Genomic DNA, 12,992 nt, shown 5'->3' with positions numbered 1-12,992 from the left:
TTGCGCTCATCAGCCGGAAAGCTTTCTGGCACAGGCCACAGCCAGTGCCCCGGCCCCGATATGACAGGCAACGCTCAGCGACAGCGGCGACATATCAAAATGATGTCCCGGAAAAGCTGCCGACAACTCCCTCTTCCAGTCCTGCGCCGCAGCATCATCGGCTCCGCTATAGGCAATCTGCAGTCTCATCTCGCCCTTTTGATACATCTGCGCAAAGCGGGCTTCCATATCCTTTTTCATCGCCTCAATCATGACCTTGCGCGCCGCCTTCATCCCGCGCGTTTTCGCATACGCGTCCAGCTTGCCGCCCTGAATCTGCAGCACCGGCTTGATATTTAAAATCGTCCCCAGCGCAGCGCCGGCCGGCGTAATCCGTCCGCCCTTTTTCAGATATTTCAGCGTCTCCACTGTAATATAAATACTGGAATCAAACTTAGTTTCTTCAAGCCTTTGCTTAATTGTCAGCGCATCAGCCCCCATCGCTGCCAGCGTAATCGCATCCAGCACCGACTGTCTCTGCGTAACCGAGATGCGCTGATTGTTTACCACCTGCACCCGGCCGTCAAAATCCTCCGCCAGCATATGCGCCGTCTCACAGGCGCTGCTAAGACCGCTTGACATCGGGATATGTATAATCTGATCATAATTTTTCAGTACCTTTTTCCAAAGATCTATCACATCCCCCGGCGCCGGCTGTGAGGTGGAAATCTCCGCTTCCTGCTCTAAACGCTGATAAAATTCTTCCTGCGTCAGCGAGATATCCTCAAAATACAGCTTACCGTCTATATAAAAGGGCATGGGCACGACTTCGATCCCCAGCTCTCTGCTCTCTTTTTGTGTAATTCCGCTATTGCTGTCTGTTATGATCGCAACTTTTGCCATATACTACTCCTTATTCGTGACTGCGCTTGATCCATTTCTTTCAAACGGCAGTATGATCTGTTTATTTTACCTCAATTATTTCCTTTTGTAAACCACACATTTTACCATCTTTACTATTGCATAATATTCATTTTAGATGTATAATAATGCAATCACATTTCAAAGGAGATTTCTTCAATTATGATAAAAGTAGGCATTATTGGTGCAACTGGCTATGCCGGTTCTGAAATTGTACGATTGTTGCTGCAGCATAAAGATGCAGAGATTGTCTGGTATGGGTCTCACAGCTATGTCGATGAGCCCTACGCCAAGGTCTATCAAAACTTTTTTCAGCTGGTAGACGCCGCCTGTCTGGATGACAATATAGAGAAAATGGCCGATGCGGTTGATGTCATTTTCACGGCCACTCCTCAGGGGCTCTGCTCCTCCCTGGTAAGCGAAGCGCTGCTTTCCAAAGTCAAAATCATTGATCTAAGCGCCGATTTCCGTATTCAGGATGTGGCAAAATATGAAAAATGGTACGGCCTTACCCATGGAGCGCCTCAATTTGTCCCTGAAGCCGTCTATGGTCTGTGCGAACTCAACCGGGCTGCCATCCAAAATGCACGGCTCATCGCCAATCCCGGCTGTTATCCTACCTGCTCCATCCTCTCGATCTACCCCTTGTTAAAGGCCGGCCTCATCGATCCTCAGAGCATCATCATCGATGCCAAATCCGGCACCTCCGGCGCCGGCCGCTCCGCCAAACTGGATAACCTATTCTGCGAGGTCAACGAAAATATCAAGGCCTACGGCGTAGCAACCCACCGGCATACGCCGGAAATAGAGGATCAGCTCAGCCTTGCCGCTGGCATGCCGCTGACCCTCAGCTTTACGCCCCATCTTGTCCCTATGAACCGCGGCATTCTTGTCACGGCCTATGCTACGCTAACCAAGACCGTCAGCTATGAAGAGGTAAAGGCCGTCTATGATCAGGCCTACGATCATGAGTTTTTTGTACGGGTACTGCCGAAGGATGCCTGCCCACAGACCCGCTGGGTAGAGGGCAGCAATTTTGTAGATGTCAATTTCAAAATCGATCCTCGTACTAACCGGATTATCATGATGGGCGCTATGGACAATCTCATCAAAGGCGCTGCCGGACAAGCCGTTCAAAATATGAACCTACTGTTTGGCTTAGAGGAAACTGAGGGCCTGACTGCCGTCCCCATGTTCCCGTAAGCCTTGAGGTGCATCATGAGCATAGCAAATCAACACAAACTGACCATCCGCATCATGACCATGGCCGATTATGAAGAGGTACACGCCCTTTGGCTTTCGATCCACGGCTTTGGCATCCGCACCTTAGATGATTCCAAAGAAGGCATAGAGGCCTTTATCCGCCGCAACCCTACCACCAGCATGGTGGCCGTGCAGGACCATAAGATCATAGGCGCCATCCTCTGCGGCCACGACGGGCGCAGAGCCTGTCTCTATCATGTATGCGTTCACGAAGCGTACCGTAAGCAGGGCATCGGTCAGCAGATGGTGCAGGCCTGCCTCGAGGCTCTGAAAAAAGAGGGAATCAATAAGGTCAATCTCATTGCCTTCCAAAATAATGCCGTAGGCAACCGCTTCTGGCAGGGGCTGGGCTGGCAGCAGCGCGACGACGTGAATTATTATGAATGCAATCTGAATCCGCAAAACCACACCGACTTTGTTCCGTGACCCTAAGGCAAAGCAACCATCCTTTTGCCGCTTAGCGGCGCTATATACTACTTATGAATGGAGAAATAACATGAAACAGATACAGGGCGGCGTTACGGCCGCACAGGGCTTTTCGGCCGCCAGTACAGCGGCCGGCATCAAATATCAGAACCGGCAGGATATGGCCATGATCTATAGTCAGGCGCCCTGTCATGCAGCGGGCACGTTTACGCGCAATCTTGTCAAGGCGGCTCCTGTGCTGTGGGATCAGCAGATTGTGCAGCAGGGCACGGCGCAGGCTGTGGTGATCAATGCCGGTATTGCCAATGCATGCACCGGCTCGGAGGGCATGGAGTACTGCCGCCTCACGGCGGAAGCTGCTGGCGTGCAGCTGGGCATCGACATGCATCAGGTGCTGGTGGCCTCCACTGGGGTGATCGGCAAGCAGCTGCCGATGGATCGTATTGCCAGTGGCATTCAGGCTATGGCACCGCAGCTTTCTGAGGATCTCGCTAGCGGCCATCAGGCAGCACTGGCGATTATGACGACCGATACGCATGAAAAGGAGGTCGCTGTGCAGCTTACGCTGAGCGGCCATACGGTTACGATCGGCGGGATGTGCAAGGGATCGGGCATGATTCATCCGAATATGTGCACGATGCTGAGCTTTATCACTACCGACGCGGCGATCTCGCAGGCACTGCTGCTGGAGGCGCTGCAAAATGATGTGGAGGATACCTACAATATGATTTCCGTTGACGGCGATACCTCCACCAATGATACCTGTTTGCTGCTGGCCAATGGCCTGGCCGGCAATCCGCAGATCTGCGAAAAAAATGCAGATTACCTGCTGTTTTGTGAGGCGCTGCATTTTGTAAATGAAACACTGGCCAAGCAGATGGCCGGCGACGGCGAGGGCGCTACGGCCTTGTTTGAAGTAAAGGTTATCGGCGCTGAGAGCAAGGAGCAGGCTAAGCTTCTGAGCAAGGCTGTGATCACTTCCAATCTCACGAAGGCGGCGATTTACGGACATGATGCCAATTGGGGACGCATCCTCTGCGCAATGGGGTATTCCGGCGCCTCCTTTGATCCGCAGCAGGTTGATCTTTTCTTTGAAAGCGCTGCCGGGCAAATCCAGCTGGTAAAAGACGGCGTGGCACTGGATTACAGCGAAGAAGAGGCCACCCGGATCCTCTCGCAGCCGGCTGTCACTGCCATCGCCGATATTAAAATGGGCTCTGCCTGCGCTACAGCCTGGGGCTGCGACTTAACCTATGATTATGTAAAAATCAACGCCGACTACCGCTCTTAATCCTTAAAGGCAATACCAAAACAGAAAGGAAAAATACAATGATCAATCAAGAATATCTGGATAAGGCTCAGGTGCTCATTGAAGCCCTGCCTTATATCCAGCGCTTCAACCGCAAGATCGTGGTTGTGAAATATGGCGGCAGCGCCATGGTGGATCCTGAATTAAAAAAGAACGTCATTCAAGACGTTGTTTTGCTTAAACTTACCGGCTTTAAGCCCATCATTGTCCATGGCGGCGGCAAGGAAATCAGCCGCTGGGTCTCTAAGGTGGGAAAAGAGCCGCAGTTTGTCAATGGTCTGCGCGTAACCGATGCAGAGACCATGGAAATTGCCGAGATGGTGCTGGGTAAAGTCAACAAAGAGCTCGTCACCCTTGTACAGGCGCTGGGCGTTCATGCGGTCGGCATCAGCGGCAAGGACGGCGGCCTGCTCACTGTTCAGAAAAAGCTGTCTGCCGGCCAGAATATCGGCTATGTTGGCGAGATTACCCATGTCAATCCTAAGCTGCTTTTGGATCTGCTGGCTGATGACTGCCTGCCCATCGTTTGCCCCATCGGACTCGATGAGAATTTTCAGACCTACAACATCAATGCCGATGATGCTGCCTGTGCCGTGGCAGAAGCCGTCCACGCTGAAAAGCTTACCTTTTTAACTGATATTGAGGGCGTCTACCGTGATAAGGACGATCCCTCTACGCTGATCTCCGAGCTCTGCGTTTCAGAGGCAGCTCGGCTGATCGAAGACGGTTTTGTCGGCGGCGGCATGATCCCCAAGCTGCACAACTGCATCGCTGCCATTGAAAACGGCGTAAACCGCGTCCATATTTTAGATGGCCGCATTCCTCACAGCCTGCTCTTAGAAATTTTCACCAACAAGGGCATCGGCACTGCCATTTTACGAAAGGAGCTTGACTCATGACACAGCTTCAGCAAATCAACGAGGCAGAACACACACTGCTCCATACCTACACGCGCTTCCCTATTGTATTAGACCACGGCCAGGGCTGCTATCTGTATGATACGGACGGCAAGGCCTATCTCGATTTTGCCGCCGGCATTGCCGTGTGCGCGCTTGGCTATCACTATCCCGGCTATGACGAAGCGCTGAAGGCGCAGATTGACAAGCTGCTTCACACGTCCAATCTCTACTATCATCAGCCCTCCATTGACGCTGGCACAAAGCTGCTGGCGCTGAGCCATATGCACCGCGTTTTCTTCACCAACAGCGGCACCGAGGCCATTGAGGGGGCGCTAAAGGCTGCCAAAAAATACGCTTATCAAAAAACAGGACATGCAGGCCATGAGATCATTGCCATGCAGCATTCCTTCCATGGCCGCAGCATCGGCGCGCTCTCCGTAACAGGCACCGATCATTACCGCGAGCCCTTTGAGCCATTGATGGCCGGCGTCAAATTTGCCCTGTTCAATGACCTCGACAGTGTTAAAGCGCAGATTAATGACCGCACCTGCGCCATCATCGTCGAGACCATTCAGGGTGAAGGCGGCATCTATCCCGCAGATCCCTCCTTCCTGCAGGGGCTGCGCGCACTGTGCGATGAACACGACCTCGTGCTCATCCTCGATGAAATTCAGTGCGGACTAGGCCGCACCGGCCATGCCTTCGCTTATGAGGTTTATGGGATTCAGCCTGATATCATCACCTGCGCCAAGGCGCTCGGAGGCGGCATCCCGGTTGGTGCCTTCCTGCTGAATGAAAAGCTTTCAAAGGCCTCTCTCGCACCAGGCGATCACGGCACCACCTATGGTGGCAACCCATTCGCGTGCGCTGCCGTGTCCAAGGTTCTCTCTATTTTTGAGCAGGATCGGATCTTCGAGCATGTACAAGCGCTCACGCCCTATCTGGAATCTCAGCTTGACCAGCTGGTTTCCCGGCATAGCTGCCTAACCGGCCGGCGCGGCATGGGGCTCATGCAGGGCCTTGTCGTAGATCCTGCGTTTCCTGTTGGCGACATATGTAAAAAAGCTTTGGAAAATGGCCTCATTGTCATTTCTGCCGGAGGCAATGTGCTCCGCCTTGTTCCTCCGCTCATCATCACAGAAAGCCACGTCGATGAAATGATCCAAAAATTAGAGAAAAGCCTGCCTTAATCCTCTGCTTTTCCTCTGGCCCAGCGCTGAAATACATTGGCAGCCATCAGGCAGGCATCGGGGTTAATCCAGAAATAGGTGCTCTTTCCTTTGTTATGACTGTTTAAGAGCCTCGCTTTTCTCATAACCTCCAGATGATAGGCAGCCGTATTGGGCGCCATCCCCAGCTTTTTAGCAATATCAGCGCTGGTCTTTTCCCCTTCGGCTACAATATATTCAATAATGGCAGTCCGATTTCGATCTCCTGCCGCGTTGCCAAGCTGATCCATGATCAGCTTGTTTTCTTTGTGCCGTTTAATCATTTGATCATATTGCGTGCCCAATAGGGCCCAGCCGGCCGCTCCCTGCCTGGATCCTATATCGATCAGCAGCGTATTCTTCATAATCACCGTCACAGAATATACAAGCCTGTCAAGACCTGCCAGCAGCTTTTGATGGGCGCGCTTCTTTTCATTATGCATATAAAAGAAGCATGCCCGCAGCTCCTCCTCGCCAACGCTTTCCTGCCACTTTAATATACTATTGGCCGCTTCCCGGTACACGCTTTCCATTTCTTCATAGTATTCCTTCCCCCATCTTTGAAGACTTGCAACAAAAATGGACGGATTTAAGAAAAACTCCAGTAACAAAAACTGAATCTCTCCTGCCAGCTTACTATGGCGAATGATCTCTCCTATTTCCTCCAGCTTCAAACCCTGCACCGAGTATTTCAAATAATATTGTGCCACCGCTTCCTTCATCTTTGAAACGTCGCCTATGGTTTCCCATAGCTGCGCTGCCTCCATGCGTCCCTCTGTTTGCCGCATAGCGGCACTAAAAACCTGCATTAAGCAGCTCTGCGTCATTCGGTCAGGCAAATAAAAGAAGAGCTTCAATATTTCATCCGGCTCAGGAAAGCGCTGCAGCCAATATGAAATATATGCCAGATCCTCCGCTTCGTTCCCCGCTCTGACCACATACTGCACCCACTTCTCTCTTTCATTCAGCTTCAGCGTAAACATCGATATCCAATCATACAGCAGGCCCGGCGCCTTTCGAAATTTACTTTTCATCATTTTTCCTCTCTCAATTTTCACACTTCCATAAAACTATTCATTTTGTGAATTATATACGGCTATTATATCTCATCTATCTGTAAATTTCTAGCCTAAAGCGCGGTTTTTGCAAAATAAAAAGAGACCTGGAAAAATTCGCCAAATGAAAATGCAGAACTGCAGAATTCATATTTCCTCAGTTACCAGCAAAATTTTCTGAAAGGGGCTTCTCAAAATCGGTCAATAGAATTAAAATAAAATTGATCGATTCGGTTAACGGAGGTTATGCTATGAACGAAAAGTTCTTTTCATTGCCCGCAGAAAAGCAGCAGGCTATCATAAACGCAGGATATCGGATATTTTCTCAAAACTCTTATAAAAACAGTCCTATGAGTGAAATTGCAGATGCTGCCGGAATCAGCAAATCCTTGCTCTTTCATTACTTTCACAACAAAAAAGAGCTGTATATGTTTTTATGGGACAAATGTGCAAAGACCACCATCGACTATCTGACAAAATATGGCTGTTACGAACAAAAGCACCTGTTCGCAAGCATGGAAAAAGGAATGCGAGCTAAGCTGGAAATGATTCATCTCTATCCCGATATGGCCAACTTCACCATCAAAGCCTTTTATGAAAAGGATGCAGATATTTCCGCTGCTGTGCAGGAAAGCTACCACAGATACTTTAATCTGAAGGCGGATAAAACACGGCTGAATATGGATCCAGAGCAGTTTATTCCCGGATTGGATATTCCGATGATGTACCGTGAAATGTATTTAGCTTCCGAAGGGTATATTTGGGAGATGATTCAGTGTGGCAATGTGAATATAGAACAAATGGAAAGGGGCTTTTCAAAGTTGATGAATTTTTGGAAGAGTATCTATCTTCGGAAAGAGTGATGGAATATGGAAATTATTAAAACAACAAAGCTCACAAAATACTATGGTAAAATAAAAGGTATCATTGACCTTGACCTGACAGTAACACAAGGCGAATTCTTTGGCTTCATCGGCCCAAATGGTGCGGGAAAGTCCACGACAATCCGGGCACTTCTCGGACTAATTCTCCCCACCTCAGGCTGCGCAATGATATTGGGAAAAAACATCACAAAAGAAAAGAAAGCCATTTTGCAGGATATCGGTTACCTTCCCTCGGAGGCATTATTTTACCAAGGAATGAAAGTAAAAGATATCCTGAAGCTGTCCGCCGATCTGAGGAAAAAAGATTGCACTGATGAATCCAAACTGCTTTGTGAACGTTTACAACTTGATACGACCCGAAAAATTGATGATCTGTCTTTGGGTAACAGAAAGAAAGTAGCTATTGTCTGTGCTTTACAACACCGGCCAAAGCTGCTTGTTCTAGATGAGCCAACCAGTGGATTAGATCCGCTAATGCAGAAAGAGTTTTTTGACATTCTGCGAGAAAGAAATAAGGCAGGTGCAACAATTTTCTTATCCAGCCATATTCTCTCAGAAATTCAGCATAACTGTACCCATGCGGCGATTATCCGTGACGGCAGAATAATAGCATGCAACCGAGTAGATATTCTCTCACAAACAAGTACAAAACGCATTACCGTTCACGGCATTGTAGATCTTGAGCATCTAAGCGGTATTCGTGATAGAAAAGAAATGAAAGGCTCTGTCAGTTTTCTTTACAGTGGAGATATGGGCACCTTACTGCATACTCTGTCTTTAGGTCAGATTGATGACCTTACGGTTACAGAGCCGGATCTTGACGATGTATTCTTACAGTATTATGAAAGCGACGGTAAAATAGTATGACACTTGTAAAACATGAATTAAAGCAAGGCAAAACTTCCTTTATAATATGGACGGCTTCCATTGGCTTTCTTTTTGCAATCTGCATTTTTCTGTTTCCAGAAATGAGGGGGCAGATGAACAGTATTACTGACATGTTCGCCTCTATGGGTTCTTTTACCAAAGCATTCGGTATGGATCAATTGAACTTTGGAACGTTCATTGGATTTTACACTGTTGAATGCGACAATATTTTAGGTCTTGGCGGTGCATTTTACGCATCTCTTTGTGCCGTCGGTATTCTCAGCAAAGAAGAAAAGAACAAAACAGCCGAATTTCTGCTGACTCATCCTGTCAGCCGCAAAAGAATTATTACAGAAAAGCTGATTGCCACATTCATTCAAATCACATCTATGAATATCATTATCTATACTATTGCTATCGGCTCCATAGCCATTATCGGTGAAGCAATTCCTTGGAGGGAAATCAGTCTGCTCCATCTCGCTTATTATCTCCTACAAACTGAACTTGCGGGTATCTGCTTCGCTATCTCGGCATTCCTCCGCAAAGGCAGTGCAAGTGTAGGACTTGGCATTGCTGCAATAATGTATTTTTTGAATCTAATTGCAAACATTGCTGATGTCGTTGATTTCTTGAAATATATAACACCATTTGGATATTGCGAGGGTGCCAATATTATTTCAAATGGTAGCTTGGACGGTATAATGATTACCATCGGTGCAGTCATAGGACTTGGTGGAATCATGATTGCTTATCTGAAATACACAAAAAAAGATATCCATTAGTGAGAAATATAAAATCTCTTCTACTCATATTCCACTCGCATCAGCATCAATCCCTGCGGCGGAGCAGTTGGACCCAGAATTTCCCGCTGCTTGCTTCGCAGCGCCTGCTCTACGACCTCTGGTTCCAGTTTTCCTCTGCCAATCTCAAACATCGTCCCTGCAATAATGCGGACCATATTATACAAAAAACCGTTTCCCGTTATTTCTATCCGCTGTCCTTCGCCATTGGCTAAAAGCACAGCTTTATCTATCCGGCGCACTGTAGAGAGATTCATGCCGCCGGCTGAACGAAAAGCAGCAAAATCATGCTCTCCCTCCAGGCTCCGAAGGGCCTGCTTTATTTTTTGGCTGTCTAAAGGTCCTCTGATTAATGTATAATACCGCCTGTATTCTGGCGGCATCACCTCTGCCTGTATAAACCGATAGGCATAGGTCTTGCGTTTTGCCTGAAACCGCGGATGAAAATCGGCAGCAGCCTCCCAGGCGCGATAGATGCGAATATCCGAAGGCAGATTAGCGTTGAGCGCGCGCATCAGTTGCTCTGCAGGAATCGTATGCTGCAGCTCCACAGCCGCTACCTGTCCCCTGGCATGCACACCGGCATCGGTACGTCCCGATCCCATAACATGCACTTTTTCATGAAAAAGCTTCTCTATGGCATCTTCAATGGCCTGCTGGATGCTCATCCCATTTTCCTGCCTCTGCCAGCCCACATACCGGGATCCGTCATAGCCAAGCTCTAACGCTACTTTTCTCATTGCTTCCTCTTTCATCCTACGATCCTGCTGATCACAGAGGTGATGCTGGGCAGATACCGTGAAAAAATTAAAATACCTAAGAATACGATGAGGATCCCCTTGGCCGCGTAGTCGGCTTTGGCGTACTTGAGTTCCTTCATCCTCGTCCGTCCCTCGTCGCCCCGGTAGCAGCGCGCCTCCATGGCCGTCGCCAATTCGTCCGCTCTGCGGAAAGCAGAAATGAAGAGCGGCACTAGTACGGGGATCAGGCTCTTAGCCCTGACGATCAGGCTGCCGGATTCAAAATCGGCGCCTCTGGCTGTCTGTGCCTTCATAATTTTATCGGTCTCTTCTAATAATATAGGAATGAAACGCAGCGCAATGCTCATCATCATAGCAATGTCATGCACTGGCACTTTAATCCTTTTTAGAGGCCTCAGAAGGCGCTCTAAGCCGTCTGTGAGCTCGATAGGCGTTGTTGTCAGCGTCATCATAGAGCAGCCGATAATCAGCAGGATCAGACGCAGCGCCATGAAAGCAGCTGTATAAAGCCCTTGCTTCGTGATAGAAAGGATGCCCCATTGCCAGATCGGATCTCCCTTCACAAGAAAAATATTCAAAACAACGGTAAATAAAAGAAGCATCATAATGGTCTTTAGGCCCCGCAGAATGAAGCGAAACGGGATTTTGGTCAGCTTAACCGCGCCCCAAAGCCCCAGTGCGGCGACTGCAAAGCCAAGCATATTCTTTATGCAGAAAAGACCGATAATATAGAGCATGGTTGCCACAATCTTTGTGCGCGGATCCAGCCGATGCACTGCGGAATCCACATCATAATATTGTCCTATTGTTATATCTCGCAGCATTGCATCACCTCTTGAATACTTTTAGCAGATATGCCTCCATCTGATCCATATTCAAAATGGTTTCCGGAAGCTCAAACCCATTTTCGCGCAGCAAATTGCCCAGCTGCGTGACCTGTGGGATATCTAACCCAATTTCTCTTAATTCGTCTCCATGGGCAAACACCTCTGCCGGCGTACCGTCAAAACGCACCTGTCCGCCGCCCATGGCGATAATGCGGTCCACATGTTTCGCTACATCCTCCATACTATGGGAGACTAGAATCACGGCTGTCTTTTGCTCCTTCTGCAGCCACTCGATCTGTGCCAGAATCTCATCTCGTCCCCTGGGATCCAATCCGGCAGTCGGTTCATCCAAGATTAAATATTCGGGCTTCATAGCAAGCACACCAGCAATGGCAACTCTTCGTTTTTGTCCCCCGGACAGCTCAAACGGGGATTTTTGTTTGTAGTCTTCGCTAAGCCCCACCATGCGCATAGCCTCATCCACTCTCAGACTCACCTCTTCTGCGGAGAGTCCCATATTATTAGGACCAAAGGCGATGTCCTTCTCTACTGTCATCTCAAATAATTGATGCTCTGGATATTGAAAAACCAATCCAACCTTCTGCCGGATCCGTTTTAACTTTTCCGCCCTGCGGGCTCTTTCTTTTTTCTTCGATCCCTTACCCTCTTCTATTGCCGGCGGTGCGAAAATGTCCTCACCGTCACAGAGCACCGTGCCATTTGATGGTTGAATCAGGCCGTTCAAATGCTGGATCAGTGTGGATTTTCCCGAACCGGTATGCCCGATAATGCCGATAAATTCTCCTTCGTGGATCGTAAGATTTACATTTTTCAGCGCCGTCTTTTCATTCGGCGTCCCTGGCTCATAGATATATGTTAGGTCCTTTACTTCAATTGACATAAAGCATCCACCATTTCTTTCGTCGTCAAAATATCCTGCGGCAATGACAATCCATCTTTACGCAGCCGATATGCCAGTTCTGTCATGGGCGGCACATCAAGGCCATATTTTTTAAGCTCCTCTACCTGCGAAAAAACCTCTTTGGGAGTCCCTTCCAATACAATTTTTCCGTGATCCATCACAATCACCCGATCAGCCTGCACGGCTTCTTCCATATAATGCGTAATATGAATCACTGTAATCTTCTCTTCTTTATTTAATTTCCAAAGCGTCTCCATGACTTCCTGCCGCCCCTTAGGGTCAAGCATAGCCGTTGGTTCATCGAGCACAATACACTCTGGGCGCATGGCAAGCACGCCGGCAATGGCAATTCTCTGTTTCTGTCCTCCTGAGAGGCGAGTCGGTACGCTTTTTCGATGTGAAAGCATGCCAACGGCCTCTAATGCTTCCTTCACGTTCATGCGGATTTTTTCCGGCTGCATCCCCAAATTCTCAGGGCCAAACGCCACATCCTCTTCCACAATGGATGCTACCATCTGATTATCCGGGTTTTGGAAAATCATCCCTGCCTTTTGCCGGATGAGCCATATCTTATCCTCTTGCTTTGTATCCATACCTTCAACCCAAAGCGTTCCTGCCGATGGCTGCAGCAGCGCATTGATATGACGGGCAAAGGTTGATTTGCCGGAACCGTTGTGTCCTAAGATCACAACAAATTCTCCCGGTCTCACCGTCATGTCCACACCGCGCAGAGCAAACGCCGGGGGCTGCGCATTCTCCTCTTCCTCTGCCGCATAAGCAAATTCCAGCTTGTCGCTGCGAAGCATTTCTTCCATTGCATCCTCCATGATGAAGAAAAGCAGGCAGGACCGAAGTCCGACCTGCTTTTTCA

General features: G+C 48.8%; 14 protein-coding genes. 8 read left to right on the top strand and 6 right to left on the bottom strand.

Going from position 1 to position 12,992, the window contains the following annotated elements:
* Nucleotides 1-9: 9 nt before the first annotated feature.
* Nucleotides 10-882, bottom strand: coding sequence for a DegV family protein (locus HFE64_03735; GenBank protein MCI8632581.1), 873 nt, complete (start codon nt 880-882; stop codon nt 10-12).
* A gap of 180 nt (nt 883-1,062) precedes the next feature.
* Here HFE64_03735 and HFE64_03730 point away from each other — a divergent pair, with 180 nt between their 5' ends.
* From HFE64_03730 to HFE64_03710, 5 genes are all read left to right on the top strand, one after another.
* On the top strand, nt 1,063-2,103 hold the full coding sequence (locus HFE64_03730) for an N-acetyl-gamma-glutamyl-phosphate reductase (GenBank protein MCI8632580.1): 1,041 nt from the start codon (nt 1,063-1,065) through the stop codon (nt 2,101-2,103).
* 54 nt (nt 2,104-2,157) lie between these two features.
* On the top strand, nt 2,158-2,589 hold the full coding sequence (locus HFE64_03725; GenBank protein ID MCI8632579.1) for a GNAT family N-acetyltransferase: 432 nt from the start codon (nt 2,158-2,160) through the stop codon (nt 2,587-2,589).
* Between the two features lie 70 nt (nt 2,590-2,659).
* Entirely contained in the window at nt 2,660-3,880 is a 1,221-nt protein-coding gene (argJ, locus tag HFE64_03720; GenBank protein ID MCI8632578.1) for a bifunctional glutamate N-acetyltransferase/amino-acid acetyltransferase ArgJ, read from the top strand.
* Between the two features lie 38 nt (nt 3,881-3,918).
* The gene (gene argB, locus HFE64_03715) at nt 3,919-4,797 is read left to right on the top strand and encodes an acetylglutamate kinase (protein ID MCI8632577.1); all 879 of its coding nucleotides are present in this window, start codon (nt 3,919-3,921) and stop codon (nt 4,795-4,797) included.
* Nucleotides 4,794-5,987, top strand: coding sequence for an aspartate aminotransferase family protein (locus HFE64_03710; protein ID MCI8632576.1), 1,194 nt, complete (start codon nt 4,794-4,796; stop codon nt 5,985-5,987). Before argB ends, HFE64_03710 begins: the two co-directional genes overlap by 4 nt.
* Here HFE64_03710 and HFE64_03705 read toward each other — a convergent pair.
* Nucleotides 5,984-7,039 (bottom strand): winged helix-turn-helix transcriptional regulator, encoded by a 1,056-nt coding sequence (locus tag HFE64_03705; GenBank protein MCI8632575.1) that lies wholly within the window; start codon nt 7,037-7,039, stop codon nt 5,984-5,986. The two genes, HFE64_03710 and HFE64_03705, sit on opposite strands and share 4 nt — an antisense overlap.
* A gap of 272 nt (nt 7,040-7,311) precedes the next feature.
* On the opposite strand from HFE64_03705, the gene HFE64_03700 reads away from it, so the two are divergent.
* The 3 genes from HFE64_03700 to HFE64_03690 are packed head-to-tail and all read left to right on the top strand — an operon-like array spanning nt 7,312 to nt 9,593.
* Complete coding sequence (locus tag HFE64_03700) at nt 7,312-7,923, top strand: TetR/AcrR family transcriptional regulator (GenBank protein ID MCI8632574.1); 612 nt, start codon at nt 7,312-7,314, stop codon at nt 7,921-7,923.
* A 6-nt stretch (nt 7,924-7,929) separates the two neighbouring features.
* Nucleotides 7,930-8,811 carry an ABC transporter ATP-binding protein gene (locus HFE64_03695; GenBank protein ID MCI8632573.1) on the top strand — a complete coding sequence of 294 codons (882 nt, stop codon included), beginning with the start codon at nt 7,930-7,932 and terminating at the stop codon, nt 8,809-8,811.
* The gene (locus tag HFE64_03690) at nt 8,808-9,593 is read left to right on the top strand and encodes an ABC transporter permease subunit (protein MCI8632572.1); all 786 of its coding nucleotides are present in this window, start codon (nt 8,808-8,810) and stop codon (nt 9,591-9,593) included. Before HFE64_03695 ends, HFE64_03690 begins: the two co-directional genes overlap by 4 nt.
* A 20-nt stretch (nt 9,594-9,613) precedes the next feature.
* On the opposite strand, the gene truA is transcribed toward HFE64_03690, so the two are convergent.
* Genes truA through HFE64_03670 form a run of 4 tightly spaced genes read right to left on the bottom strand, consistent with a single transcriptional unit; the run spans nt 9,614 to nt 12,936 of the window.
* A complete protein-coding gene (truA, locus tag HFE64_03685) occupies nt 9,614-10,351 on the bottom strand; it encodes a tRNA pseudouridine(38-40) synthase TruA (GenBank protein MCI8632571.1) in 738 nt (245 codons plus the stop codon).
* A gap of 11 nt (nt 10,352-10,362) precedes the next feature.
* Complete coding sequence (locus HFE64_03680; protein MCI8632570.1) at nt 10,363-11,196, bottom strand: energy-coupling factor transporter transmembrane protein EcfT; 834 nt, start codon at nt 11,194-11,196, stop codon at nt 10,363-10,365.
* 4 nt (nt 11,197-11,200) lie between these two features.
* Nucleotides 11,201-12,100 carry an energy-coupling factor transporter ATPase gene (locus HFE64_03675; GenBank protein MCI8632569.1) on the bottom strand — a complete coding sequence of 300 codons (900 nt, stop codon included), beginning with the start codon at nt 12,098-12,100 and terminating at the stop codon, nt 11,201-11,203.
* The gene (locus HFE64_03670; GenBank protein MCI8632568.1) at nt 12,085-12,936 is read right to left on the bottom strand and encodes an energy-coupling factor transporter ATPase; all 852 of its coding nucleotides are present in this window, start codon (nt 12,934-12,936) and stop codon (nt 12,085-12,087) included. Before HFE64_03670 ends, HFE64_03675 begins: the two co-directional genes overlap by 16 nt.
* Nucleotides 12,937-12,992: the final 56 nt, after the last annotated feature.

It is taken from the genome of Lachnospiraceae bacterium (assembly GCA_022794035.1).
Lineage (GTDB): Bacteria > Bacillota > Clostridia > Lachnospirales > Bianqueaceae > CALWPV01.
This window is presented reverse-complemented; position numbering and strand designations above follow the sequence as displayed.

Coding starts and splice junctions, on each gene's coding strand:
- HFE64_03735 (MCI8632581.1), bottom strand. CDS start 882: ATGGCAAAAGTTGCGATCATAACAGACAGCAATAGCGGAATTACACAA.
- HFE64_03730 (MCI8632580.1), top strand. CDS start 1,063: ATGATAAAAGTAGGCATTATTGGTGCAACTGGCTATGCCGGTTCTGAA.
- HFE64_03725 (MCI8632579.1), top strand. CDS start 2,158: ATGACCATGGCCGATTATGAAGAGGTACACGCCCTTTGGCTTTCGATC.
- argJ (MCI8632578.1), top strand. CDS start 2,660: ATGAAACAGATACAGGGCGGCGTTACGGCCGCACAGGGCTTTTCGGCC.
- argB (MCI8632577.1), top strand. CDS start 3,919: ATGATCAATCAAGAATATCTGGATAAGGCTCAGGTGCTCATTGAAGCC.
- HFE64_03710 (MCI8632576.1), top strand. CDS start 4,794: ATGACACAGCTTCAGCAAATCAACGAGGCAGAACACACACTGCTCCAT.
- HFE64_03705 (MCI8632575.1), bottom strand. CDS start 7,039: ATGAAAAGTAAATTTCGAAAGGCGCCGGGCCTGCTGTATGATTGGATA.
- HFE64_03700 (MCI8632574.1), top strand. CDS start 7,312: ATGAACGAAAAGTTCTTTTCATTGCCCGCAGAAAAGCAGCAGGCTATC.
- HFE64_03695 (MCI8632573.1), top strand. CDS start 7,930: ATGGAAATTATTAAAACAACAAAGCTCACAAAATACTATGGTAAAATA.
- HFE64_03690 (MCI8632572.1), top strand. CDS start 8,808: ATGACACTTGTAAAACATGAATTAAAGCAAGGCAAAACTTCCTTTATA.
- truA (MCI8632571.1), bottom strand. CDS start 10,351: ATGAGAAAAGTAGCGTTAGAGCTTGGCTATGACGGATCCCGGTATGTG.
- HFE64_03680 (MCI8632570.1), bottom strand. CDS start 11,196: ATGCTGCGAGATATAACAATAGGACAATATTATGATGTGGATTCCGCA.
- HFE64_03675 (MCI8632569.1), bottom strand. CDS start 12,100: ATGTCAATTGAAGTAAAGGACCTAACATATATCTATGAGCCAGGGACG.
- HFE64_03670 (MCI8632568.1), bottom strand. CDS start 12,936: ATGGAAGAAATGCTTCGCAGCGACAAGCTGGAATTTGCTTATGCGGCA.